At 73.7% G+C, this 24,334-nt stretch carries 17 protein-coding genes, 2 tRNA genes, 1 rRNA gene and 1 riboswitch (1 of these 21 cut by a window edge); of the genes, 7 read left to right on the plus strand and 13 right to left on the minus strand.

Annotated features, from left to right (window positions below; all coding sequences use genetic code 11):
* Both ACWH4W_RS05120 and ACWH4W_RS05125 read right to left on the minus strand, forming a co-directional pair.
* Positions 1-226 (minus strand): 16S ribosomal RNA (locus tag ACWH4W_RS05120); it reaches 1,304 nt to the left of the window's first position.
* Between the two features lie 629 nt (positions 227-855).
* Complete coding sequence (locus ACWH4W_RS05125; protein ID WP_473074637.1) at positions 856-1,404, minus strand: MarR family winged helix-turn-helix transcriptional regulator; 549 nt, start codon at positions 1,402-1,404, stop codon at positions 856-858.
* A gap of 123 nt (positions 1,405-1,527) precedes the next feature.
* Here ACWH4W_RS05125 and ACWH4W_RS05130 point away from each other — a divergent pair, with 123 nt between their 5' ends.
* Positions 1,528-2,796, plus strand: coding sequence for an MFS transporter (locus ACWH4W_RS05130; protein WP_473074638.1), 1,269 nt, complete (start codon positions 1,528-1,530; stop codon positions 2,794-2,796).
* Between the two features lie 9 nt (positions 2,797-2,805).
* On the opposite strand, the gene ACWH4W_RS05135 is transcribed toward ACWH4W_RS05130, so the two are convergent.
* Positions 2,806-4,461 (minus strand): ATP-binding SpoIIE family protein phosphatase, encoded by a 1,656-nt coding sequence (locus tag ACWH4W_RS05135; protein WP_473074639.1) that lies wholly within the window; start codon positions 4,459-4,461, stop codon positions 2,806-2,808.
* A 169-nt stretch (positions 4,462-4,630) separates the two neighbouring features.
* Positions 4,631-6,010 carry an NAD(P)/FAD-dependent oxidoreductase gene (locus ACWH4W_RS05140; RefSeq protein ID WP_473074640.1) on the minus strand — a complete coding sequence of 460 codons (1,380 nt, stop codon included), beginning with the start codon at positions 6,008-6,010 and terminating at the stop codon, positions 4,631-4,633.
* Positions 6,011-6,384: 374 nt separating this feature from the next.
* On the opposite strand from ACWH4W_RS05140, the gene ACWH4W_RS05145 reads away from it, so the two are divergent.
* Complete coding sequence (locus ACWH4W_RS05145) at positions 6,385-7,119, plus strand: TetR/AcrR family transcriptional regulator (RefSeq protein ID WP_473074641.1); 735 nt, start codon at positions 6,385-6,387, stop codon at positions 7,117-7,119.
* A gap of 502 nt (positions 7,120-7,621) precedes the next feature.
* Here ACWH4W_RS05145 and ACWH4W_RS05150 read toward each other — a convergent pair.
* Positions 7,622-9,745 (minus strand): asparagine synthase-related protein, encoded by a 2,124-nt coding sequence (locus ACWH4W_RS05150; RefSeq protein WP_473074642.1) that lies wholly within the window; start codon positions 9,743-9,745, stop codon positions 7,622-7,624.
* 738 nt (positions 9,746-10,483) lie between these two features.
* Here ACWH4W_RS05150 and ACWH4W_RS05155 point away from each other — a divergent pair.
* The 4 genes from ACWH4W_RS05155 (at position 10,484) to ACWH4W_RS05170 (ending at position 15,517) form a co-directional block, all read left to right on the plus strand.
* Entirely contained in the window at positions 10,484-11,908 is a 1,425-nt protein-coding gene (locus ACWH4W_RS05155) for an NsdA family TPR-like regulatory protein (RefSeq protein WP_473074643.1), read from the plus strand.
* Positions 11,909-11,971: 63 nt separating this feature from the next.
* Positions 11,972-13,195 carry an L-2-hydroxyglutarate oxidase gene (gene lhgO, locus ACWH4W_RS05160; RefSeq protein ID WP_473074644.1) on the plus strand — a complete coding sequence of 408 codons (1,224 nt, stop codon included), beginning with the start codon at positions 11,972-11,974 and terminating at the stop codon, positions 13,193-13,195.
* An 85-nt stretch (positions 13,196-13,280) separates the two neighbouring features.
* The gene (trmB, locus tag ACWH4W_RS05165) at positions 13,281-14,117 is read left to right on the plus strand and encodes a tRNA (guanosine(46)-N7)-methyltransferase TrmB (RefSeq protein WP_473077419.1); all 837 of its coding nucleotides are present in this window, start codon (positions 13,281-13,283) and stop codon (positions 14,115-14,117) included.
* A 59-nt stretch (positions 14,118-14,176) separates the two neighbouring features.
* The gene (locus tag ACWH4W_RS05170; protein WP_473074645.1) at positions 14,177-15,517 is read left to right on the plus strand and encodes a PrsW family intramembrane metalloprotease; all 1,341 of its coding nucleotides are present in this window, start codon (positions 14,177-14,179) and stop codon (positions 15,515-15,517) included.
* Positions 15,518-15,620: 103 nt separating this feature from the next.
* Here the strand turns inward: ACWH4W_RS05170 and ACWH4W_RS05175 are convergent, their stop codons facing one another.
* The 5 genes from ACWH4W_RS05175 to ACWH4W_RS05195 all read right to left on the minus strand — a co-directional run bounded on the left by ACWH4W_RS05175 (position 15,621) and on the right by ACWH4W_RS05195 (position 20,245).
* Positions 15,621-16,640, minus strand: coding sequence for a M23 family metallopeptidase (locus tag ACWH4W_RS05175; RefSeq protein WP_473074646.1), 1,020 nt, complete (start codon positions 16,638-16,640; stop codon positions 15,621-15,623).
* A gap of 12 nt (positions 16,641-16,652) precedes the next feature.
* Positions 16,653-16,810: riboswitch (cyclic di-AMP (ydaO/yuaA leader) on the minus strand.
* Positions 16,811-17,128: 318 nt separating this feature from the next.
* Positions 17,129-17,202, minus strand: a tRNA-Met gene (locus ACWH4W_RS05180).
* 63 nt (positions 17,203-17,265) lie between these two features.
* On the minus strand, positions 17,266-18,399 hold the full coding sequence (locus tag ACWH4W_RS05185; protein ID WP_473074647.1) for a dihydrofolate reductase family protein: 1,134 nt from the start codon (positions 18,397-18,399) through the stop codon (positions 17,266-17,268).
* Positions 18,400-18,508: 109 nt separating this feature from the next.
* Positions 18,509-19,168 (minus strand): response regulator, encoded by a 660-nt coding sequence (locus ACWH4W_RS05190; RefSeq protein WP_473074648.1) that lies wholly within the window; start codon positions 19,166-19,168, stop codon positions 18,509-18,511.
* 30 nt (positions 19,169-19,198) lie between these two features.
* Complete coding sequence (locus ACWH4W_RS05195) at positions 19,199-20,245, minus strand: HAMP domain-containing sensor histidine kinase (RefSeq protein ID WP_473074649.1); 1,047 nt, start codon at positions 20,243-20,245, stop codon at positions 19,199-19,201.
* Between the two features lie 392 nt (positions 20,246-20,637).
* Here ACWH4W_RS05195 and ACWH4W_RS05200 point away from each other — a divergent pair, with 392 nt between their 5' ends.
* A complete protein-coding gene (locus tag ACWH4W_RS05200; RefSeq protein WP_473074650.1) occupies positions 20,638-20,931 on the plus strand; it encodes a DUF3040 domain-containing protein in 294 nt (97 codons plus the stop codon).
* Between the two features lie 96 nt (positions 20,932-21,027).
* Here the strand turns inward: ACWH4W_RS05200 and ACWH4W_RS05205 are convergent.
* From ACWH4W_RS05205 to ACWH4W_RS05215, 3 genes are all read right to left on the minus strand, one after another.
* A tRNA-Lys gene (locus ACWH4W_RS05205) sits at positions 21,028-21,100 on the minus strand.
* 155 nt (positions 21,101-21,255) lie between these two features.
* Positions 21,256-23,466: a DEAD/DEAH box helicase gene (locus ACWH4W_RS05210; RefSeq protein WP_473074651.1), complete on the minus strand. Its 2,211-nt coding sequence runs from the start codon at positions 23,464-23,466 to the stop codon at positions 21,256-21,258.
* A 245-nt stretch (positions 23,467-23,711) separates the two neighbouring features.
* On the minus strand, positions 23,712-24,263 hold the full coding sequence (locus tag ACWH4W_RS05215; protein WP_473074652.1) for a hypothetical protein: 552 nt from the start codon (positions 24,261-24,263) through the stop codon (positions 23,712-23,714).
* Between the last annotated feature and the right edge of the window lie 71 nt (positions 24,264-24,334).

The following is a 24,334-nucleotide window of genomic DNA, read 5'->3' on the forward strand; positions in this document are numbered from 1 at the left end:
TCATCCTGCACCGCCGGAGCTTTCGATCACCAAGGATGCCCAAGATGATCAGTATCCGGTATTAGACCCCGTTTCCAGGGCTTGTCCCAGAGTGCAGGGCAGATTGCCCACGTGTTACTCACCCGTTCGCCACTAATCCCCTCCCGAAGGAGGTTCATCGTTCGACTTGCATGTGTTAAGCACGCCGCCAGCGTTCGTCCTGAGCCAGGATCAAACTCTCCGTGAATGTTTACCCGTGATCGGGTGCACACATCACGAGAGCGGAACATCGGGAGGAATAGTCCCGACGTTCACAGCGTCCTCGCTGTGTTTTCTTCAAAGGAACCTCGACCATCCGGCAGGACCGGACGGACGGGGTATCAACATATCTGGCGTTGACTTTTGGCACGCTGTTGAGTTCTCAAGGAACGGACGCTTCCTTCGTACTCACCCTCTCGGGCTTTCCTCCGGGCGCTTCCCTTCGGTGTCTCCGACTCTACCAGATCTTTCCGATCCGATTTCCTCGGTGCTTTCTAGGTCGACGCTTTCGCGCTTTCCTTTCCGGCGGTTCCGACTTTATCAGATCCAGTTTCTCGCTCTGACCCCCAGTCAGCGGGGCTTGTCCTCCCGGCCGTTGCGGGCCGTTCCGACGTTTCCAACCTTAGCGGACTCTCTCCGTGTTTCCCAAATCGGGAGCGTGGAATTGAATTCAGGCATGCGGACACACCGAAGTCGTTCCCACTGGGAGGTCGTACTGAGGTTTGGGTGCCGCTGTCGCGGCGGAAGTGCTGCCGGAGAACCGTTACGGCCCCGTGGCAACTCGAAGAACCTTACGGATCGCCCGGGGCCGCGTCAAGTGGCTGTGCCCAAGATCTTTCAGTCCAGGTCGGTGAGGCGTCCGCCGGCGTCGGGCTGGGCGTCCTCCACCCTGCGCAGCAGGCGGATGAGGACCTCGCCGAGGGCGGTCCTCTCCCCCGGGCTGAGGTCCTGCAGGAGGTCCGACTCGAAGACGGTGGCCATCCGCATGGCCTCCTGCCACTTCTCCCGGCCGGCCGGGGTGAGCTCCACGATGACGCGGACCCGGTTGTTCTCGTCCCGCTCCCTGGTGACCAGACCCTCGGCGACCATGCGGTCGATGCGGTGGGTCATGGCGGCCGGGGTCAGCCCCAGGCGCTTGGCGAGGTCGCCGGGGCCCATCCGGTAGGGGGCGCCGGAGAGGACGAGGGCCTTGAGGACCTCCCAGTCGGCGTTGGTGATGCCGAGCTCGGCGGTCTGCCGGCCGTAGGCGACGTTCATGCGGCGGTTGAGCCGGGACAGCGCGTTGACGATCTGCTCGACCTGCGGGTCGAGGTCCTGGAACTCGCGCTGGTAAGCGGCGATCTGCTCTTCGAGGGTCGGCTCTTCCAGGCCGGGGGTGTCGCCCATGCCCCGCAGTATGGCACGCCTCTCCTTTGCCTTGAAGTCTTTCCCTGTGTACTCTTCAGCGTCGAACTTTAGCTTCTAAGTCTTCACTCCTAACTGGTGAGAGAGGTGAATGTGACCAGGGCCATGGGCGCAGCGATGCGCCGGATCCACGTGGGCAATGCACTCAGCGCTTTCGGGCTGGGCTTCACGGTCCCGTACCTGTACGTCTACGTGGCGCAGGTGCGCGGGCTGGGGTCGGTGACGGCGGGGCTCGTCCTCGCCGTCTTCGCCGTGGCCGCGCTGATCGTGCTGCCGCTGGCCGGACGGGCGATCGTCCGGCGCGGCCCCCTTCCGGTGCTGCTCGCCGCCCTGCTCACCGCCTCGATCGGCGCACTGTGCCTGGGACTGGCGGCGAGCGCGGCGACCGTGCTGCTGTCGGCGGCGGCGCTCGGCGCCGGGCAGGCGGTCATGCAGCCGGCCCTGGCCACGATGATCGTGGAGTGTTCCGCTCCGGAGACCCGGTCGCGCGCGTTCGCCATGCAGTTCTTCCTGCAGAACCTCGGGCTCGGCGTCGGCGGGCTCATCGGCGGTCACCTCGTCGACCCGACCCGGGCGGGCTCCTTCACGCTCCTCTTCTCCCTCGAAGCGGTGATGTTCCTGCTGCTGGTCGTGGTGATGGCGACGGTGCGGATGCCGCGCTCGCCGCGGATCGGCGGAGCCCCGGCGCAGTCGGCCAAGGGCGGCTGGAAGCAGCTGCTGGGCAACCGGGCCATGGTGCAGCTGTGCGTCCTGGGCTTCGTGCTGTTCTTCGCCTGCTACGGCCAGTTCGAGTCGGGCCTGAGCGCGTACGGCGTCGAGGCCGCCGGGATCTCCACTTCCGCGCTGGGGACGGCGCTGGCGGCGAACACGTTGATGATCGTCGTCGCGCAGTTCGCGGTGCTCCGTTTCGTGGAGCGGCGCAAGCGGTCGCGCGTCATCGCGTCCGTGGGTCTGATCTGGGCCGTGGCGTGGGCCGTGGCCGGGTACGCGGGACTCGGCGGCGGCAGCCAGGAGATGGCGACGGCCGCGTTCGTCTCGACGTACGCACTGTTCGGGCTCGGGGAGGCGCTGCTGTCGCCGACGCTGGCGCCGCTGGTCGCGGACCTCGCGCCGGCCGGGATGGCCGGCCAGTACAACTCGGCCTTCGCCCTGGTGAAGCAGCTCGCGCTGGCGGTGGGGCCCGCGGTGGGCGGGCCGATGGCGGCCTCGCTGCACGCGCCGTACATCGTGGTGTTCCTGCTGTTCTCGCTGGGCATCACCGTGCTGGCCCTGCGGCTCGGACGGCAGCTCACCGCCGTGCAGGACCACCCGGCGGCGGCGGGCAGCCGGGTGGTGGCGCAGGGGGGTGCGGAGCAGGCCCCGGCGCCCGCCTGACCGCGCGCGTCACACGCCGGCGCCGACGGTCTTCGGCAGCAGGAACTCGCACCAGACGGCCTTGCCGCCGCCCGGTGTGCGTCTGCTGCCCCATGCCGAGGCGATCGTCGCGACGATGGCGATGCCCCGGCCGGACTCGTCGCCGGGCTCCGCGCGGCGACGTCTGGGGAGGTGGTCGTCGCCGTCGGTGACCTCGACGATCAGGCGGCGGTCGGTGCGGCGCAGACGCAGACGCATCGGGGGTGTGCCGTGCTGGAGGGAGTTGGTGACCAGTTCGCTGGTGGCCAGCACGCCCAGGTCGTGCAGCTCGGGCGGGAAGCGCCAGCTCACCAGGACGCCGGACGCGAAGGCACGCGCGCGGGGGGCCGCCTCGACCCCGCCGAGCAGTTCCAGGGCGGCGTTGCGGAACAGTTCGCTCTCCGCGCCCGAACGCGCGGGGTGCTGGAGGACCAGGACGGCGACGTCGTCGTCGTGGTCGTGGGTGACGCCTGCCGAACGGACCAGGCGGTCGCAGACGACCTGGGGACCGCCGGTGGCTCCGGCCAGGGCGCGCTCCAGGGCGGCGATGCCCTCGTCCAGGTCCTCGTCGCGGCGCTCGACGAGGCCGTCGGTGTAGAGGACGGCGGTGGAGCCGGGGCCGAGCGGCACGGTGCCGGAGGCGTGCATCCAGCCGCCGGTGCCGAGCGGGGGGCCGGTCGGTTCGTCGGCGCGCCGGACGGTGCCGTTCTCGTCGCGCACCAGGATGGGGAGGTGTCCCGCGGAGGCGTAGACCAGGCGGCCCTCGTTGGGGTCGTGGATGGCGTAGACGCAGGTGGCGATCTGGTTGGCGTCGATCTCCGTGGCGAGGCCGTCGAGCAGTTGGAGCACCTCGTGCGGCGGGAGGTCGAGGCGCGCGTACGCCCGTACGGCCGTGCGCAGTTGGCCCATGACGGCGGCGGCGCGCACGCCCCGGCCCATCACGTCGCCGATGACCAGGGCGGTACGGCCGCCGCCGAGGGTGATGACGTCGTACCAGTCGCCGCCGACGGCCGCCTCGGTGCCGCCGGGGTGGTAGGTCGCGGCGACCCGCAGGTCGTCGGGCTCCTCCAGTTCCTGCGGGAGCAGGGAGCGCTGGAGGGTGACGGCGGTCTCGCGCTGCCGCCGTTCGCTGGCGCGCAGCCGCTCGGCGGCTTCGGCGTGGTCGGTGACGTCGGTGGCGAAGATCAGCACCCCGCGGCCGTCGCCCTCGCCGGCGGGCGTGCAGGTGAACGTGTACGAGCGCCCGTCGGGGGCCTTGCGCGATTTCACCGTGCGGGGCTTGCCGCTGCGCAGGACCTGGTCGAGGAGGGGCAGCAGGCCCAGCTCGTCCAGCTCCGGGAGCGCTCCCCGCGCGGGCGCGCCGACGGGGCGGACGCCGAACGCGGCCGTGTAGGCGTCGTTGAGGTAGGCGATGCGGTGGTCGGGGCCGTGCACCAGGGCGACGAGGCAGGGGACGCGGTCCAGGACCTCGCGCACCCCCAGTTCGTCGACGGCCGGCGCGGGCCCGTCCCCGTCGGTGAACCGCTCGGCGCGGGCCGCGGGCACGGAGCCCTCTCCCCGCCGGTCCGGGGAAGCCGTCTGCTCGGTCCGCGCTGCGGCGCGGCGCTGCGTTCCGGGGAGTCGGGCGCTCCAGCGCGTGAAGTTCACGAATCCTTGCCTCGTGTAGTTGTCGGCGGCCGGGTACCGGAACCGGCCGGGGCCCGGGGGCCGCACCGGGACGGGCCCTCCCGCCCGCGGTGGTGGACCAGTCTGGCAGGGTCCGGCCGGGCCGACATCCGCTGGACGCCGATCCGGCGCCAGGAGTTCCCGGGTCCGGTCAGGACGACCCCTTCGGGTTGTGCGGTGGGTCGTGGGAAGGCTTTCCACCGGCCGCCAGTTCGAACTCCGCCCGCGGATGTTCGAGCGATCCGAGCGACACGATCTCCCTCTTGAAGAGGCCCGCGAGCGTCCACTCCGCGGCCACCCGGGCCTTGCGGTTGAAGGTCGGCACCCGGCTGAGGTGGTACGTCCGGTGCATGAACCAGGCGGGGTAGCCCTTCAGCTTGCGCCCGTAGACCTGGGCGACCCCCTTGTGCAGTCCCAGCGAGGCGACGGAACCGGCGTACTTGTGGGCGTACGTCTCCAGGGGTTCGCCGCGCAGGGAGCGGACGACGTTGTCACCGAGCACCCGGGCCTGGCGCAGGGCGTGCTGGGCGTTGGGGGCGCACGTGCGCCCCTTCTCGCGCGCGGTGACGTCGGGTACGGCGGCGGCGTCCCCGGCGGCCCAGGCGTGGGGGGCGCCCTCGACGGCCAGTTCGGCGGTGCAGCGCAGCCGGCCCTGCTCGTTCAGCGGCAGGCCGGTGGCCGCCAGCACGGGATGCGGCTTCACCCCGGCGGTCCACACGACCGTCCGCGTCGGGAAACGCGACCCGTCGCTCAGGACGGCGACACGGTCGGCGCAGGACTCCAGGCGCGTCCCGAGGCGTACGTCGATGTTGCGGCGGCGCAGTTCGGTGAGGGTGTGGCGCCCCAGCTCCTCGCCGACCTCGGGCAGGATCCGGTCCGACGCCTCCACCAGGATCCACTTCATGTCCTCGGGGCGGACGTTGTGGTAGTACCGCGTCGCGTACCGCGCCATGTCCTCCAGCTCGCCGAGCGCCTCCACGCCCGCGTAGCCGCCGCCGACGAAGACGAACGTCAGCGCGGCGTCGCGGACCGCGGGATCACGGGTCGACGAGGCGATGTCCATCTGCTCCAGCACGTGGTTGCGCAGCCCGATGGCCTCCTCCACCGTCTTGAAGCCGATGGCGTGGTCGGCGAGGCCGGGGAGGGGCAGGGGGCGTGCCACGGACCCGGGAGCGAGAACCAGTTCGTCGTACTGGATCCGCCGCCCGTCCGTCCCCTCCTCCTCGGTGGCCGGGGTGCGGACGGTGGCCGTGCGCGCGGCGTGGTCGACGGCCGTGGCCTCCCCGATGACGATGCGGCACCGGCCGAGAACACGACGCAGCGGTACGACGACATGACGAGGGGAAATGGCACCGGCGGCCGCTTCGGGAAGGAACGGCTGGTACGTCATGTACGGGTCCGGCGTGACGACCGTGATCTCGGCCTCGCCCCGCCCGATCTCCCGTTTCAGTCTCCGCTGCAGGCGCAGGGCCGTGTACATCCCGACGTAGCCGCCGCCGACAACGAGAATGCGCGCACGTTCCTTCACCATCCCATGACGCACCCGCCGCTTCCGTTTGTCCACAGCCTCGACAAATTGTGTGACCGTGGGACACCCGCGTCCGTGGTTGGCCGAATTACCGACCCATGCGCGGTCACCGCAGGTCACACCCCATGATCGGCACCCTGCCGGCGGGATATTCGGGACGTATGCGACTCGTGCTCCGATCGAGGGGCGCTCCGTGCGGAACGTGCCCCTTCTGAATTGACTCCCTCTCAACTATGTTCATCTCTCGACGGGGTGCAGGGGGATGCGCTCATCGGGTCCGCGACGGGCGGGACCGACAGGCCGGTCCCGTTTCCACGCCCCGGACGTCGATGGCGGGGAGAGTCTCCGGGGGGAGACGTCATTACCGGGGGATACACATGCATGTTCAGGACTCTCGATGGTCGTCCGCGGTCGCCTCTGGCGCGACGGTGAGCGCCGCCTCCGGCGGGCGCCCGGACGGCACACGCACCACACCGCTGCGGGTCGACGCCCAGCGCAACCTGGAGCACGTGCTGCGTGCCGCGCGTGAGGTCTTCGGCGAGCTGGGGTACGGCGCGCCGATGGAGGACGTGGCACGCCGGGCACGGGTCGGCGTCGGCACGGTGTACCGGCGGTTCCCGAGCAAGGACGTGCTCGTGCGGCGGATCGCCGAGGAGGAGACGTCCCGGCTGACCGAGCAGGCGCGCGCCGCTCTGGGGCAGGAGGACGAGCCGTGGTCGGCGCTGTCGCGCTTCCTGCGCACCTCGGTCGCCTCCGGCGCGGGGCGGCTGCTGCCGCCGCAGGTGCTGCGGGTGGGCGTCGCGGAGGAGCAGGGTCTGCCGGACCACGCGCGGCTGCCGCAGCAGCGGACACAGCCGGCGAGCGAGCTGCGGCTCGTGCCCGGGGAGCGGGCGGAGGACGACGCGGGGGCGGCGGAACTGCTCGACGTCGTCGGGCAGTTGGTGGACCGGGCGCGGGCGGCGGGGGAGCTGCGGGCGGACGTGTCCGTGTCGGACGTGCTGCTGGTGATCGCCACGGCGGCGCCTTCGTTGCCGGATGCGGCGCAGCAGGCCGCGGCGTCGGCGCGGTTGCTGGACATCCTCCTGGAGGGGCTCCGCAGCCGCCCGTCCTGACTTGCGGTCCCTTTTCCGCCACCCGCCGGAGGGGGCCGCCCCCCACAGTGCGGACCTGCGTACGTGTGCTGCCCACGCCGGGACCCCGAACCACCCGGCGTGGGCGCGGGTGGCGAGGGCTTGCGAGCCCCGGACGGCCGGGCGGTAGCCGCGTACGGCGAGGCGGGGCGCCCGGCGTGGGCGGAGTGCAGCCGCGTACGGCGAGGCGGGGACGGGGTGGGGTGGGCGCCCGCAGCGGTCGGCGCGTCCACGCCCCGCACCTCTCCAGCACGCACTCTCGCGCCGGACCGAGGACGACCGCCCCCACCACGGCCCCGCTCCACCCACCCACGGCGGGCGCTGCACCAGGCCCCACCGGACAGCACCCCTGCGCCGCAGGCATCAGACCCCGGACTCCCACCGGACAGCAACCCTGCGCCGCAGGCGTCACGCCCAGTCCCACCGGACCGCAAACCGCAAGCCTCAAACCGCAAACCGCAAACCGCAAACCGCAACGCGAGCGTCAGCGTGACCCCGCCGCCCCCGCCCCCAGCGCGCCCCTCTGCGGGGCGATCCCCGCCGGCACCGCCCGCTGCCGCGCAGGCGTGCCCGTCCAGCACGTCCCCCGCCTCGCCAGCAGCCTCCGCAGCCACACCTCCAGCGCCACCAGATCCGCCAGCCCGTCCAGCGGCAGCGGCTCCCCCTCCGCCGCCCCCCGCAGCGCCTTCCGCACGACCCGCGCCTCCACCAGCCCCGCCTCCGCCAGCAGCGGCGTGTCGAACAGCGAGATCAGCGACCCCGCCGCCACCCGCAGCCCCGTCCGCGCGGCGACCGCCGACGTAGGCGCCCCCGGCGCCCCCCACCCCGCCGGCAGATCCCGCACCCCCGCGCCCTCCAGCACCGACCGCAGGATCGCCGCCCGCGCCCCCGGCCGTACCCGCAGCGCCTCCGGCAGGGCCCGGCACGCCCGCACCACCTGGTTGTCGAGGAACGGCGTGTGCAGCCGCTGCGACCGGATCTCCGCCGCCTGTTCCAGCACCCGCACGTCCGCCGCGTACCGCGCCAGCGCCGCCCGCGCCCGGAAGTCCCCCGGCCGCTGTCCCGGCCCGACCTCCGACCGCCAGGTCGACGCCTGGAGGCGAACCGATACTTCAGCCAGCGCCTCACCCGTCAGCCACCGCGCCGCGGGCCCGGGTCTCCCCCAGGTCAGCGCCGCCAGCGAGGCGTCCGCGGCCCCGCCCGGGCCGTCGTCGTCGAGCTTGCGGTGCAGCAGCCGCTGCGCGAGGGACTCCAGCCCCGCCCGGTACGGCGTCCGCGCCAGCCGCCGGGCCGCCGCGTAGACCCGCGCCGGCACCATCACGGACCCGTCCGCCCTGGCGAGGGCCGCGACCGGACGCACGAGATGCCGTCGCTTGCGGTCCATCAACAGGTCGGCGAGCCGCGCCGGATGGGCGTCGAGCACCTGCTTGGCGCCGTACCCGGTGAAGTGATCCGCGCTGCCCGCGGCCAGCCGCGCCCGGTGCCGCGCCGCGGCGACCAGCGAGGGCCCCGGCTCGTCGGTCAGCGGCACGTCCAGTTCGACATACGGAAGCGTCGACTCCTCACCGGCGACCACCACGTGGTGCAGCCGGGGGTTGGCGGCGAGTGCGCCCGCCCGCTCCAGTTCGCCCGCGTCGCGCCCCCCTGCGTCGCCGGCGGCGAGGTCGTTGAAGGTGACGGCCAGCAGCCGTTCCCCCGCGCCGGTGCCGTGCCCCAGCACGGTCCCCGGCCTCCCGGGCAGCCCGGCGGCCAGCAGGGCCAGGGCGCCCGACGCGGGCCCGCCGGACAGATCCGCCCCGATCCCCGCGACCGGCGTCCCGCGGGCCGCACGCCGTTCCGCGGGCCCCATGCCCGGCACCGGACCGGGGTCTATGTCGGCCCCGGGGACATGACGAGGTGCGGCCAGCCGCGTCCGCACCGCCTCCACCAGCGCGTCCCGCACCGCGTCCACCGCGTGGTCGGGGTCGGCGGGCGGGGCCGCGACCGCCAGCGAGGCGACGGGTTCGTACCCGGCGACCTCCCGGGCGCCGGTGCGCAGGATCAGCGCGTGCCCCGGCGGAACGCGCTTCACGCCGTCGTACGGGGTGGAGTCCTGCAGCGCGGCGGGCACGTCGGGCGCGGCGAGCAGCGCGGCGAGGTGCCCGAAGTCGAGGTTGGCCTCGACGAGGTCGGCGAGCGGCAGGGCGGCGGTGGCGTAGGCGGTGCCCCGCTCGAAGGGGGTGTGGAAGACGGGCCGGGCGCCGGCGAGGTCGCCGCACACCGTGATGCGGCGCCCGACCTGGACGACGGCCGTGTAGCTGCCCGGCCAGGCGGTCAGGTGCCGCAGCGCCCCGCCCCGGGCGGCGAACAGGGCGACGCGCAGTTGTTCGTCGGAGGCGCCGCAGGTGCCGAGGACGGCGATCCGGGTCTGCTCGTCGGCGGAGACCACCCGCACCTCGTCGGGGCGCCAGTCGCCGACCGCCCACAGCGGGTCCGGGTCGCCCCACAGCAGTTGGGAGCCCACCGGCTGCAGGGTCTCACCGTCGACGCCGGTGGCGCCGGCGGAGCCGACGGGGCCGTATCCCCCGGCCGCCGCGGCGGTGCTGCTCCATCCCACCAACCACCGCATCGCCGCCTCCACCTGCCGTGGACCACCAGTGCACCGTACGAACCGGTTCCCCATGCTGCCATGAAGGAGGCGCTCGGCAACGTCGCCGGTGCGGTGTGTGCTCCGGCGAATGCGCCCCGGCGGATACACCCACCCTCAAAGGCAGTTGCCTCCGCACTCGCTCGAACACCCGCCCGAGACACGGAGATCGACGTTCGGGCGCCGACCGTCCGCCAGGCCACTTCGACGTGAATGCGCCCCCTCAGCGCGCCCCCAAAACCCCCAACGCGCCCTCGACTACCTGGGTAGAAGCATGGATACACCGAAAAGAATGGCATTGATTTTCGGCCAAATTGAAGCGGTGAGATCACACTCGAACACGCTCCGTGCAGGCTTTGCGCATCACCGCGGGGCGCGCGGTCCGGGAGGCGGAGCACGCCTCCCGGACCGCGCCGCCGCCCGCGGGGATGAAGGCGGCGGTGTTCCCCCAGCCCACCGGATCCAGTACAGCGGGCCGACCCACGCACGGACCATGGAACCGCTCCCGGCATGGCCGGAGAAGAGCGCACGGACGGGCGCACGGCCACACACCGGGAGCACGTCGCAACTGCGCGTATCGGACCCGTACTTCAGTACGAACCACAATCCCGCCATCCGGAAGAATGCCCCTTAACGCTTGGGATGCGGCGAACTACGCTGGGTTTACGAATGCCGCATGGTTATGCCAGAGCGGCAGCCGTCTGTGTCGAGGGGTGGCGCATGTCCAGGGAGCAACGCGGGCCGAACGAAAAGCTCGGCGCCGTTCTCGCCCTCGCGGGAATCAGCAACGCCGGCCTCGCGCGGCGCGTCAACGACCTCGGCGCCCAACGGGGACTGACGCTGCGCTACGACAAGACGTCGGTGGCGCGCTGGGTGTCGAAGGGCATGGTGCCGCAGGGCGCCGCCCCGCACCTGATCGCCGCCGCCATCGGCCAGAAGCTGGGCCGCCCCGTGCCGCTGCACGAGATCGGCCTGGCGGACGCCGATCCCGCGCCGGAGGTGGGCCTCGCCTTTCCCCGCGACGTCGGCCAGGCGGTGAGTTCCGCGACGGAGCTGTACCGGCTGGATCTCGCCGGCCGCCGCGCCGGTTCCGGCGGCATCTGGCAGTCGCTCGCCGGGTCGTTCGCGGTGAGCGCGTACGCGACGCCCGCCTCACGGTGGCTGATAACCCCGGCCGACAGCTCGGTGGCGCGCGAGGTGAGCCCGTCCGACGGCTCCGGCGCACCGCTCAAAGTCGGCCACAGCGATGTGCGGAAACTGCGGGAGGCCGCGGAGGACGCCCGGCGCTGGGACTCCAAGTACGGCGGCGGCGACTGGCGTTCGTCGATGGTCCCCGAATGCCTGAGGGTCGAGGCGGCCCCGCTGCTGCTCGGCTCCTACTCCGACGACGTGGGCCGCTCCCTCTTCGGCGCGGCGGCCGAACTCACCCGCCTCGCGGGCTGGATGGCCTTCGACACCGGCCAGCAGGAGGCGGCGCAGCGCTACTACATCCAGGCCCTGCGCCTGGCCCGCGCGGCGGCCGACGTCCCCCTCGGCGGCTACGTCCTCGCCTCGATGTCGCTCCAGGCGACGTACCGCGGCTTCGGTGACGAGGGCGTGGACCTCGCCCAGGCCGCGCTGGAGCGCAACCGCGGGCTGGCCACCGCCCGCACCCTGAGCTTCTTCCGTCTGGTCGAGGCACGCGCGCACGCCCGCGCGGGCGACGCGCAGGCGGCCGGCGCCGCGCTGAAGTCGGCGGAGAGCTGGCTGGAGCGGTCCCGGCCCGGCGACAGCGACCCGACCTGGCTCGGCTTCTACTCCTACGACCGTTTCGCCGCCGACGCGGCGGAGTGCTACCGCGACCTGAAGGCGCCCCGCCAGGTGCGCCGCTTCACCGAGCAGGCGCTGTCGCAGCCGACCGAGGAGTTCGTGCGCTCGCACGGCCTGCGCCTGGTGGTCTCCGCGGTCGCCGAACTGGAGTCCGGGAACCTGGACGCGGCCTGCGAGCAGGGCGTACGGGCCGTGGAGGTGGCGGGCCGCATCTCCTCGGCGCGCACCACGGAGTACGTCAAGGACCTGCTGCACCGGCTGGAGCCGTACGGCGACGAGCCGCGCGTGGTCGAGCTGCGCGAGCGTGCGCGTCCGCTGCTGATGACGACGGCCTGACCGTCCGGTCCGCCCTTGGTTCGAAGCCGTTGTCAGTGGCGCAGTGCACTATCGACGCGGGAGGTGGCGCAGGTGGTGGCGGGGTCGTACGACTGTGACGTGGTGGTGGTCGGAGGCGGGATCGTCGGCCTGTCGACGGCGTATGCCATCGGGCGGGCGGCTCCGGGCACGCGGGTGACCGTGCTGGAGAAGGAGCCGGGCCCGGCCCGGCACCAGACGGGCCGCAACAGCGGGGTGATCCACAGCGGCATCTACTACCGCCCCGGCTCGCTCAAGGCGCGGTACGCGGTGCGGGGCGCGGCGGAGATGGTGAAGTTCTGCGCCGAGTACGACATCCCGCACGCGGTGACGGGCAAGCTGATCGTCGCCACGGACCGCGAGGAGCTGCCCCGGCTGCACGCGCTGGTGCAGCGCGGCCGGGAGAACGGCATCGCGGTGCGCGAGCTGTGCGCCGCGCAGATCGCGGAGTACGAGCCGGAGGTCCGGGGTCTCGCCGCGATCCACGTCGGCACCACCGGCATCTGCGACTACGGGGCGGTGGCCCGCCGGCTCGCGGAGGCGTCCGGCGCCGACCTGCGCCACGGCGCGGAGGTGGTCCGTGTCGACCGCCGCCCCGACCGGGGCGTGGCCGTGCTGACGGCGGCCGGCGACATCGTGCGCGCCCGGACACTGGTGAACTGCGCGGGGCTGCACTGCGACCGGATCGCCCTGCTCACGGGCGACGAGCCCGGCGCCCGCATCGTGCCGTTCCGCGGGGAGTACTACGAGCTGGCCCGCCCCGAGCTGGTGCGGGGCCTGGTCTATCCGGTGCCGGACCCGGCGTTCCCGTTCCTCGGCGTCCACCTCACCCGCGGCACGGACGAGGGCGTGCACGTGGGGCCGAACGCGGTCCCGGCGCTGGCCCGCGAGGGGTACGACTGGCGGACGGTGCGACCGCGCGAGCTGGGGGCGACCCTGGCCTGGCCGGGCTCCTGGCAGCTGGCCCGCCGCCACTGGCGGTACGGCGCGGGCGAGCTGCACCGCTCGCTGTCGAGGCCCGCCTTCGCGCGGGCCGTGCGCAGGCTGCTGCCCGCCGTGCGGGACGAGGACCTGGTGCCGACGGCGGCCGGGGTGCGGGCGCAGGCGGTGCTGCGCGACGGCACGCTGGTCGACGACTTCCTGATCCGGGAAGCGCCCCGCGCGGTGCACGTGCTGAACGCCCCCTCGCCCGCCGCGACCGCGTCCCTGCCGATCGGCAGGGAGATCGCCCGGCGGGCGCTGGCCGGCCTCGCCGAGAGCGAGCGGTGAGAGCGGATCGTGAGACCGGTCCGCGGGACCGGGCGGCCGCGCGCGCCGTCCCCGTAAAATCGGGGGCACTGTGTCTGAATCCGTGATGAGCACCCCCGAAGCACCGCACGCCGCGCAGCAGCCCGGCGCGCAGGCCCGCCGCGCCCGCGCGAAGGGGGAGCCGCGCTTCCCCGACGGCCCGAAGGCCGACCCCGCCGGGTCGCACTTCGAGCGGCGGATCCGCAGTTTCCAGCCCCGCCGCAGCCGGGTCACCGCAGGTCAGGCGGACGCCCTGCAGCGGCTGTGGCCGGTGTGGGGGCTCGACATCGACGGCAGCCGCCGCCTGGACCTGGCCGAGCTGTTCGGGAACGACCGGCCGGTCGTCCTGGAGATCGGCTTCGGCATGGGCGAGGCCACCGCCGAGATGGCCGCCGCCGACCCGGGGACGAACGTCCTCGCCGTGGACGTCCACACCCCCGGCCAGGGCCACCTGCTGCACCTCGCCGAGGAGCGCGGGCTGACCCACGTGCGGGTGGCGAACGGGGACGCGATCATCCTGCTGCGCGAGATGCTCGCACCGGACTCGCTGAGCGGGCTGCGCGTCTTCTTCCCGGACCCCTGGCCGAAGAAGCGGCACCACAAGCGGCGGCTGATCCAGCCCGAGTTCCTCACCCTCGCCGCGTCCCGCCTGGCGCCGGGCGCGCTCGTGCACTGCGCCACCGACTGGGAGCCGTACGCCGAGCAGATGCTCGAGGTGCTCACCGCGCACCCCGCCTTCGCGAACACGCGGGCGGACGGCGGTTTCGCGCCGCGTCCTCAGTTCCGGCCGCTCACCCGTTTCGAGCGGCAGGGGCTGGACAAGGGGCATGTGGTGAACGACCTGCTCTTCCGCCGCGTACCGCACGACGACCGTGCCGGGCGCCGGGCCGGGGACCCCGCCTGACCTCCCCGAGCCCCTGAGCCGGCACGCAGCCCTGCCCCTTTCTCGTTAGGGTCGAACCCGTGGCCAGCAGCCCTCCGTACCCGCCGTACCCCGGCGCAGCTCCCGGCAGCGCGCTGCGGCACCCGCACTGGTGGCAGCGCCCCGCGGTGCGCTACGGAGCGGTGGTCACCCTGCTGGCCCTGTCCGGGCTGGTGATCCTCGCGCTGGTCAGGGAGCAGACGGGCACCGAGGGCTTCCTGGTCGGCCTGGGGCTGGCCGTGCTGCCGGTCCCGCTGCTGCTCGCGGCGTTCCGCTGGCTGGGCCGGGTGGATCCGGTCCCCTGGCGGAACCTGCTGTTCGCCTTCGCCTGGGGGGCGTGCGCGGCGGCGCTCATGGCGATCGTGGCGAACAGCTTCGCCACCCGGTGGATAGCGACGACCACCGCCGACCCGGCCGGCGCCGACACCCTGGGCACGACGGTGATAGCGCCGGTCGTGGAGGAGACCTCGAAGGCGGCGGCGGTGCTGCTGCTCTTCCTCTTCCGCAGACGCGAGGTCAACGGGATCCTCGACGGCGTGGTGGCGGCCGGGTTCACCGCGACCGGCTTCGCGTTCACCGAGAACATCCTCTACCTCGGCAACGCCTTCGGCACCGACCAGCTCACCGGCGGCAGCGGCATCGCCTCGGTCACCGCGGCGACCTTCTTCGTCCGCATCGTCATGTCGCCCTTCGCGCACCCCCTGTTCACCGTGCTCACCGGCATCGGCTTCGGCGCGGCCGCGCTGTCCGCCGACCGGCAGCGGGTGCGGCGCGTGCTCTTCCCGGTCGCCGGGCTGCTCCTCGCGATGGGCATGCACGCCCTGTGGAACGGCTCCGCCACGCTCGGCCAGTTCGGCTTCCTCGCGGTGTACGGGGCGTTCATGGTGCCCGCGTTCGGGCTGCTGACCTGGCTGGTGGTGTGGACGCGGCAGCGGGAGCTGCGGACCGTGCGCACGGAGCTGCCCGCGTACGTGGCCGCCGGCTGGCTGCGTCCCGCGGAGCCGTTCGCGCTGAGCTCGATGCGGGCCCGGCGCCTCGCCCGGAGGTTCGCGCGTGAGCACGGGGGCGGGCCCGCGGCGCGCGCGGTCGCCCAGTACGAGGCGTACGCGACCTCGCTGGCGTTCCTGCGGCACCGGGGCCGCGCGGGGAAGGCGGGGCCGGATTTCGTGAGCCGGGAGCGGGAACTGCTGCTGGAGCTGTGGCACCGGCGCGCGGCGGCCCGCCCGGCGCTGGAGCACGCGGCCCGTCTCACGGCGCCCCCGGCGCCGTACGGCGCGGCGTGGGCGTACGGGCCCGTCCCCGCGCCGTGGCAGGCGTACGGGCAGCCGCCGCCCCACGGCCATCCGTACCCCGCGTACGGGGAGCGCCCCTACCGGCGCTGAGAAGCCCCGGACATGCGGGACCGGCAGCCCGGACGTCGGGGGGGCGTCGTCGGGGCTGCCGGCGTTCGCGGCGTCGGCGGCCGGGACGCGGCCGCCGGGTGGTTCAGACGCTGAGGCCCTTGCCGGCCAGCCAGGCGGCCGGGTCGACGCCGCCGGAGGAGCCGGCGGGGTGGACCTCGAAGTGGAGGTGGGCGCCGGTGACGTTGCCGGTCGCGCCGACGCGGCCGATCACGTCGCCGGTGGTGACCTTCTGACCGACGCTGACATTGATCGACGACTGGTGGGCGTACCAGATCTCGGTGCCGTCGTCGAGGGTGAGCACGGTCTTGTAGCCGTACGAGCCGTCCCAGCCAGCGGCGGTGATCGTGCCGGTGTGGACCGCCTTGATCAGCGTGCCGGTGGGGGCGGCGAAGTCGAGGCCCGTGTGGTAGCCGGAGGACCAGTAGGCGCCGGCCTGACCGAACGTCGAGGTGAGGGTGTACGAGGAGGTCGGCAGGGTGTACTGCTTGGCCAGCTCGGCGAGGCGCTCGGCCTCGGCCTTCTTCGCGGCCTCCTCCTCCGCCTCCTTCTTCGCGGCCTCGGCCTTCTCCTTGGCCTCCTTCTCCGCCTTGGCGGCGGCCTCGGCGGCCTCCTTCTCGGCGGCGGCGAGGGCGGCGGCCTGGGCCTTGCTCTGCGCCTGCCCCTGCTGCTGCTCGACCTGGGCCATGATGCGGGCGCGCAGCGCCTCTCCGGCGCCGGCGGCGCCCTCCTCGGCGTCGGCGGTGGTCATGCCGATGTCGCTGAGGGGGGTGCTCGAGCCCTTGGGGGTTTCCTCGTCGGAGAGGAGGGAACCCACGTGGGGCAGGTCGGGCATGGTGAGGGAGACGGGCGGCTTGCCGGTCTGGGCGCTGGCCATGCCGCCGGCGCCGACGGCGGCTATGACGCCGACGCCCAGGACGGTGGAGCTGCGCGCGAGTCCGCCTCCGCGCTGCTTGGCGACGCGGTGCCGCCCGCGCACGGGCCGCACGGACTCCGCGGTGGGGTTCCACTCCTCGAACGGACCCTCGTCGGCGCGGTCGGCGCCGTAGGCGAAGGTGTCGCTCGGGTGGAACGGGGCCTCGGGGGCAGGCGGGTTGGACGCCACGTGGGCGCGCTCCTTTCCTTCCTTCTTCGCCTACCGGGTTAGCTGACGGGTTCGGAGCAGGAAGGTCTCCTACGCGCGTATACGAGCCGTGTTCTCACGGCGGTATCCGCCCGATTCACCCCATGGTGGTGGTTCCCCGGTTCCCTCGCGGGATTCGGCGCGTGCGCACGGAGCCGCCTTCTGTGACGGCTGGGACGACCGCGCTGCGTTATCGAACGTTAATAGACGCGGGGGCCGGATTCCAAGCCGTTCCCCTTGATCGTTCATGGTTTCCGCGCGGACTTAAGCGTCATGACCGGGTGAAAACGGGCGAGTTGACCGCGCGTCGGACGACCGGCCGAACCTGACGGTATGTCAGTTGTTATGCGCTGCGAAGCACTCCGCTCACGCTGAGTGAAAGGCGGGAAGAAAGGCGCCGACCCAAGGCGTCGGCATGCGGAAAACACCGAGGGCCGGAACCCTTTTGGATTCCGGCCCTCGGCCTTCAGTAGCGGGGACAGGATTTGAACCTGCGACCTCTGGGTTATGAGCCCAGCGAGCTACCGAGCTGCTCCACCCCGCGTCGGTAATCACCAGTGTACGGCATCCACGGGGCCCGACGCACACCCCTTCCCGGGCAGCCCGGTCAGCCGCCCGGCAGATGCGCGTTCGGCGCCTTCGCACGCTGCTCGTACTCCGGCAGGACCAGCACCGTGGCGCCGCCGTCCGCCAGCACCGCGCTGCCGTCGGCGTCCGCCACGAAGGTGTCCGGCTCCCGCCAGGCCGTGACCACCCGGCGCACCCCGGCGTCCAGGATCAGCCGCGCGCAGGGCGCCGGCCGGGACGCGCGACGGGCGCACGGTTCCAGGCTGGAGTAGACGGTGGCGCCGGCCAGCCGCGGGTCGGTGGGGTCGGTCCTGGCGAGCGCGGCCTCCTCCGCGTGCACCACGGGGTCGCCGCCCTCGCGGGAGTGCCCCCGCGCCAGCTCGGTGCCGTCGGCGGCGACCACGACCGCGCCGACGCTGAACGCGGTCTCGGAGGGCGGGCACCGCGCGGCCAGCTCGCAGGCGAGGGCGAGCCAGTGGCGGTCGGCCGCGGAGGGCAGCGCGCCGGTGCCGGGCGCGGTGGGCTCGTAGCGCATCAGGACGACGTCGCCGACGGGCCGGGTCTCGACCAGCCGCAGCCGACCGCCCTGGTAGGAGCCGGGGCCGAACAGCCGGGGGGCGTCCGGGTCGCCGACGAACAGCGGGGCGAGGACGAGCTGCAGCTCGTCGGCGAGGCCCTGGGTCATCAGCTGGGTGTGGATCCGTCCGCCGCCCTCGACCATCAGGCGCCGCACCCCGCGCTCGTCGTGCAGGTGCTCCAGCAGCCGCCGCCAGTCCAGGCCGTCGCCGAGCGGGACGACGTCGGCGGCGAGACCGAGGGCGCGGGCCCGTCCGGCGCCCTCGTCGGTGGTGTAGAGGACCTTCTCGCCGCCGGTGTGCCAGAACCGCGCCGCCGGGTCCAGGTCGCCGGAGCCGCTCACCATGACCTTCAGCGGGTACTCCGGCCTGCCGTCCGCGACCCGGGCGGCGCGGCGCTCGGGCGAGTTGACCAGCAGACGGGGGTTGTCGGCGCGCAGGGTGCCGGCGCCGACCAGGACGGCGTCCACGGAGGCCCGCACCCCGTCGACCCGGTCGAAGTCGGCCGGGCTCGACAGCAGCAGCCGCTCCGGGCCGGTGTCGTCCAGGTAGCCGTCGAGGGAGACGGCGGCGGACAGCAGGACGTACGGGTGCGGCATCGGCGGGCTCTCCGGGTGCGGGGCGGCGGCGGGACCGCTGCGCGGTCCGGGTCCAGTCTGGCAACCCGTGCGGCGGGGAGCGGACCGTGCCCCGGCCGCCGGGACCGGGTCAGGGCTCGATCAGGCCGACCCGGATGGCGTAGCGGGTGAGCTCCAGCCGGTCCTTGAGGCCCAGCTTGGCGAGCAGATTGGCGCGGTGCCGCTCCACCGTCTTGGGGCTGATCACCAGCAGGTCCGCGATCTGCTGGGAGGTGTGGCCCTCGGCGACCAGCTTGAGGATCTGCTCCTCCCGGTCGGTGATGGCCTTCGCGGGCAGCGTCCGGCCCTCCCGCGCGAGGTCGAGGTAGTTGTGGATGAGGGCGTTGACCGCCCCCGGGTAGAGGAAGGGCTCGCCCCGCACGGTGGCGTGGCAGGCCTCGACGAGATCGCGGTCGGCGACCGACTTCAGGACGTAGCCCGAGGCGCCGGCGGCCAGCGCCTCGAAGAAGAACTGCTCGTTGTCGTACATGGTCAGCACGAGGATCCGGGTCTCCGGCAGGGCGCGGGAGAGCTCACGGGCCGCCTGCAGACCGGTCAGGCGCGGCATGGCGATGTCGAGGATGGCCAGGTCGGGGCGGTGCTCCCGGGCCAGTTCGAGGGCTTCGGCACCGTCGGCGGCCTCCGCCACCACGGTCAGGTCCGGTTCGCCGTCCAGGATGAGTCGGACCCCCCGGCGGACCAGGGCGTGGTCGTCGGCGAGGAGGATGCGGGTGGGGGACGGGTCGGTCATGGTTCAGCGTTTCCGGTCGGGGGACATCGGTCACGGGGGCGGGGCGTGCGCGGGCGCGGACCGGCGCACGACGGCGGGAGCGGTAACGGAGGCAGACGTCCGCACGGGCCGTACGGGGACGAGGACGTGCGCGGGGAAACGCGCGGGAACGGGCACGGCGAGCCGCAGCTCCGTACCGCCGCCGGCCCGGGGCTCCACGGTCAGCTCGGCGCCCACGAGCAGCGCCCGCTCCCGCATGCCGCGGATGCCGGCGCCCTCGTCCGCGCCGCCGATGCCGCGGCCGTCGTCGCGGACCCGCAGCTCGACCCCGCCGGGGGTGCTCCGCAGGGCCAGCTCGGCGCGGCGGGCCCCCGCGTGCCGGACGATGTTGGTGAGGCCCTCCTGCGCGACCCGGTAGAGCACCAGCTCCGACTCGCGGTCCAGCTCGGGCAGGTCGGGGTCGAGGCAGTGCTGGACGGTCAGCCCGGGACCGCCGAACTCGGTGGCGAGCGCCTTGAGGGCACTGGCCAGGCCCAGCTCGTCCAGCACGCCCGGGCGCAGCCGGCGGGCGATCCGCCGGATCTCCTCCAGGGAGGCACGGGTGGTCTCCTGCACCTGGCGCAGCTCGTCGCCGAGCTCGGCCGGCGCGTGGTCGGCGACCCGCTTGAGCTGCAGCAGCACGGCGGTCAGCGACTGGCCGACCTCGTCATGCAGCTCACGGGCGACCCGGCGGCGCTCCGCCTCCTGCGCGGACAGCGCGCGGGCACTGCTGGTGGCCCGCTCGTCCTCCAGCCGGTCGAGCATCGTGTTGTACGTGGTGATCAGCTCGGCGATCTCGCCGCGCCCGCCGACCGCGGGACGGTTCCCCGGGCGGAGCAGGTCGGTGGTGTTCATCGCGCGGGTCAGGCGCTGCAGCGGGGCGAGGCCGACGCGCAGCAGCAGGGCGTTGGCGACGAGCATGGCGGCCAGCCCCACGGTGAGCACCGCGGCCTCGGTGAGCAGCACGGGCGTGGACACGGTGACGGGTCCCAGGAGCAGGGCGGTGGCGACGATGAGCACGACGGCGTTGAGCAGGAAGATGCGCCAGAACAGAGGCACCCGGTTCCGCCTCCTCGCCGTCGGTATGCTCAAGGCCCCGACGGCCCGCGGCCGGGGGCGCGGCGCGGGCCGTCACCGTCCAGCCTCCGTCCCGGAGCGGGCTCGCGCCATCCGTGACAGTCCCCATTTTCCCGGCGTGGGCGGCCCCGTGCCCGTGCTTCCGTGGATACCGGTCCCCCAGGGGGATGGGGAGCGCGACGGATGGCCCCGGCGGAGCGGTACGGGCCACGCTGGAGGCTCCGTACCGGGCGGGTGACGACCTCGGCGCACGGGCACACTCCAGGACAACGGCCCGCGTTCGCGGCGAGCCGGCGGTTCGCGCACGTCCCGGTGCTCGGAGCGACGGCCGTCGGCGGTGTGACCGGGCGGCCACCCCCTGGGAAGGAGGAGCCGTGCCCCAGTCCGACGACGATCGCCTGGTCGACCTCGCGGCCCGACTCGAGCACGAGGACCCCCGTTTCGCCCGTTCCCTGGCCACCGGCCGCCCGGCCCGTCCGCGCGAGTACCGGCGCACCAGTGCCTGGTGGGTGCTGGTCATCGGGCTGGGCATGCTGGTCGCGGGCGTCGTCGTCCCCGACGGGCTGCTGATCGCGGCGGGCCTGGTGACCAGCGGGATCGGCGTACAGCTCATCGACCCCTACCGGCGCCCGGACGAGACCGCCGCCCGGCCCCCGTCACCGTACTGACCCAGCCCCTTCCCGGATACGCGAACGGCGCTCGTACCGGCCTGGCCGGTACGAGCGCCGTTCCGCGCGCCGGGGGGCTTCCCCTCCCGCGGGAGGTAGGCCCTGTGGGACTCGAACCCACAACCAATGGATTAAAAGTCCACTGCTCTGCCAATTGAGCTAAGGGCCCCTGGCGATGTTGCCTCCCCGAGCATAGCCGGACGCGGCCGGGGAGCCGATCGGGTATCGGGCAGGCGGCGTTGCGGACGGAGGGGGCACACCTGCGCGAGGGCCCGCGCGACGGGTGTCGCGCGGGCCCTCGGCGGTCAATCCGGTGAGGCGGTGTCAGCCGTTGCGCTTCCAGCGCGGCTTGTCCTCGCGACGCTGGAAGGAGCCGCCGCCGCGGTGGTCGTCACGACGGCCGTACGGGCGGTCGTGGCCGCCGGAGCGGAAGCCCGGGCGGTCGCCCTGGCGGTCGCGGTTGAAGGGGCGGTCGCTGCCGCGGTGGCCGGGACGGTCGTCACGGCGGAAGCCGCCACGGTCGCCCCGGTCGCGGTCGCGGTTGAAGCCACCGCGGTCGTCACGGCGCTCGAAGGAACGCCCGCCACGGTCACCCCGCTCGTCCCGGCGGTCGTCCCGGCGGAAACCGCCGCGGTCACCGCGGTCGCGGTTGAAGCCGCCCCGGTCACCGCGGTCGCCCCGGTCGTCACGGCGGAAGCCGCCACGGTCGTCACGGTCGTCCCGGCGGAACCCGCCGCGCTCGCCGTCACGGCGGTCGAAGGACCGGCCGCCCCGGTCGTCCCGGCGGTCGTCACGGCGGAAGCCGCCACGGTCGCCCCGGTCGCGGTCGCGGTTGAAGCCACCGCGGTCGTCACGGCGCTCGAAGGAACGCCCGCCACGGTCACCCCGCTCGTCCCGGCGGTCGTCCCGGCGGAAACCGCCGCGGTCACCGCGGTCGCCCCGCTCGTCACGGCGGAAGCCGCCGCGGTCGTCACGGTCGTCCCGCCGCTCACGCCGCTCGTACGGCGCCGGGGCCTCCGCGCGCTCGGTGCGCTCGACGTCCCGCGCGGTCGGCTGCTCCGGCAGCGTCACCTCGGCCTCGGCGACCGCGGCGGCCGTCTCGGCGGTCACGGCGGCCTGGGGGTCCTCGCCCCGCTCGCGCGCGGCGCGGGCCAGCAGGCGGTCGGCCTCCTCGCGCAGCTCGGTGGCGCGGCGCTGGGCCCGCTCCAGCTCCTTGGTGAGCTGGGCGACCTCACGCTCGGCCTGCTGGGCGGCGTTGCCGGCGGACTCGGCCTGCACCTCGGTCATCGACCGGGCGCCGGTGATCTCGGCGACCTCGGGGTCGAAGGCGGCGCCGCCCTGGATGATGTGGCGCGTGGCGTCGACGCCCGCGTCCTCCATCAGCCGGAAGATCTGGCGCCGCTGGTGCGGCAGCGACAGGGAGACGACCGTGCCGGTGCGGCCGGCGCGCGCCGTGCGGCCGGCGCGGTGCAGGTAGTCCTTGTGGTCACCGGCCGGGTCGACGTTCAGCACCAGGTCGATGCCGTCCACGTGAATGCCGCGGGCGGCGACGTCGGTGGCGACCAGGACGTTGACGTAGCCGTCCTTGAAGTCGGCCAGGGTGCGGGTGCGGGCGCCCTGGGTCATGCCGCCGTGCAGCGCCTCGGCCTTCACGCCGGCGTCGCGCAGCTGCTCGGCGACGCGGTCGGCGCCGAGCTGGGTGCGGACGAAGATGATCGTGCGGCCCTTGCGGGAGGCGATGGCCGCGGTGACCGGCGCCTTGTCCTTGGGCTTCACGACGAGGATGTGGTGCGACATGGTCGTCACCGCGCCCTGTGCCGCGTCCACCTCGTGCGACACCGGGGAGTCGAGGTAGCGGTCGACGAGGGTCTTGATCTCGTTCTCCATGGTGGCGGAGAACAGCATGCGCTGGCCGCCCGCGGGGACCTGGTCCAGCAGCTCCGTCACCTCGGGCATGAAGCCGAGGTCGGACATCTGGTCGGCCTCGTCGAGGACCGCGATCTCCACGTTCTCCAGGGAGCAGGCGCCGCGGTTGATGATGTCGCGCAGCCGGCCCGGGGTGGCGACGAGGACGTCGACGCCGCGCTCGAGGGCGTAGATCTGGTTGCCCATGGAGGTGCCGCCGCAGACGACCTTCATCTTCAGGCCGAGGACGTCGCCGTAGGGCTGGAGGGCGTCGGCCACCTGCATGGCCAGCTCGCGGGTCGGCGTCAGGATGACGGCGCGCGGCTTGTGCTTCTCGGTGCGGCCGCCGGCGAGCTGCGCCAGGGTCGGCAGACCGAAGGAGAGGGTCTTGCCGGAGCCGGTGCGGCCGCGGCCGAGGATGTCCTTGCCGGCCAGGGCGTCCGGGATGGTCGCGGCCTGGATCGGGAAGGGGCTGGTCACGCCGTTCTGCGCGAGCTTGCGCACGACGCCCTCGGGGAGGCCGAGGTCGGCGAAGGTGGTCTCGGGGGCCGCCGCCTCGGTGGCGGCGGTGGTGTCGGTGTCCTCGGTGTTCTCGGGCACGACGACGTGATCAGTACTGGCGATGGGCATACGAATGCGAAACCTTCCGGAGTCTCTTCGGCACGCGCCCGTCAACTCCGTGATTCGCAGTTCGCAATTACGACCGCCTCAATGCGGTCCACCACGGCAAGGGAGAGAGTACGCGCCACACGGCGCGCTCTGTTGTGGCGCCGGGCAAATAGGATCAGACGATCTGCCACCATACGCACCCCGACCCTTCAGGTGCAAATCGGCAGGTGGGAGGGGTGCCGTCGGGCAGCGGGGCCCGGTGACGGCTAGGCCGACGCCCTCGCTCTCGGTGCGGGCTCCCGCTGCGCGAGCTGGGTGTCGGGCGGCTGGTGGGCGGACGAGGACGGCTCGGCCAGGGTCGGCTCGGACGTGGGCTCCGGGTCGGGCGGCGGGTCCGAGGGCTGCTGGTCCGGGGTCCGGCTGGGCTCCGGCGGGCCGGGGCGGTCGTCGGGGCTCGGGCGCGCGGATTCGCCGGAACCGCCCCCGTCGTCCTGCGCGGGGCGGCTCGCGTCGGCGGACGGCCGGTCGCCGGACGGGGAGGGGCGCTGCTCGGCGCGGTCCTCCTTCTCGTCCTTGCCGCTCCTGCCCCGGCCGCCGTCCCCACCGCGTCCGCCGTCGCCCCCGGCGGCTCCGTGACCGGTCCCGCCGCCCGGCTCGGCGACCGCGCCGTCCGGGGCCTCGCCGCCCGGCCGGTCCGCGGAGCGGGACGGCCCGGCCTTTCCTCCGGTGTCGTCGTCGCCCACGCTCACGCATCCGGCGGCAGCGGCGACCGCCACGACCGTGGCGGCCAGGCGGGCGGGTACGTACAAGCGGCGCACGGGGCCACCTCCGGTCGGAGTGCAGGGTCGACAACCCCAACTCCCGTCACCCGCGGGAGGACACGCGGACG

It is taken from the genome of Streptomyces sp. DSM 120436 (assembly GCF_055778765.1).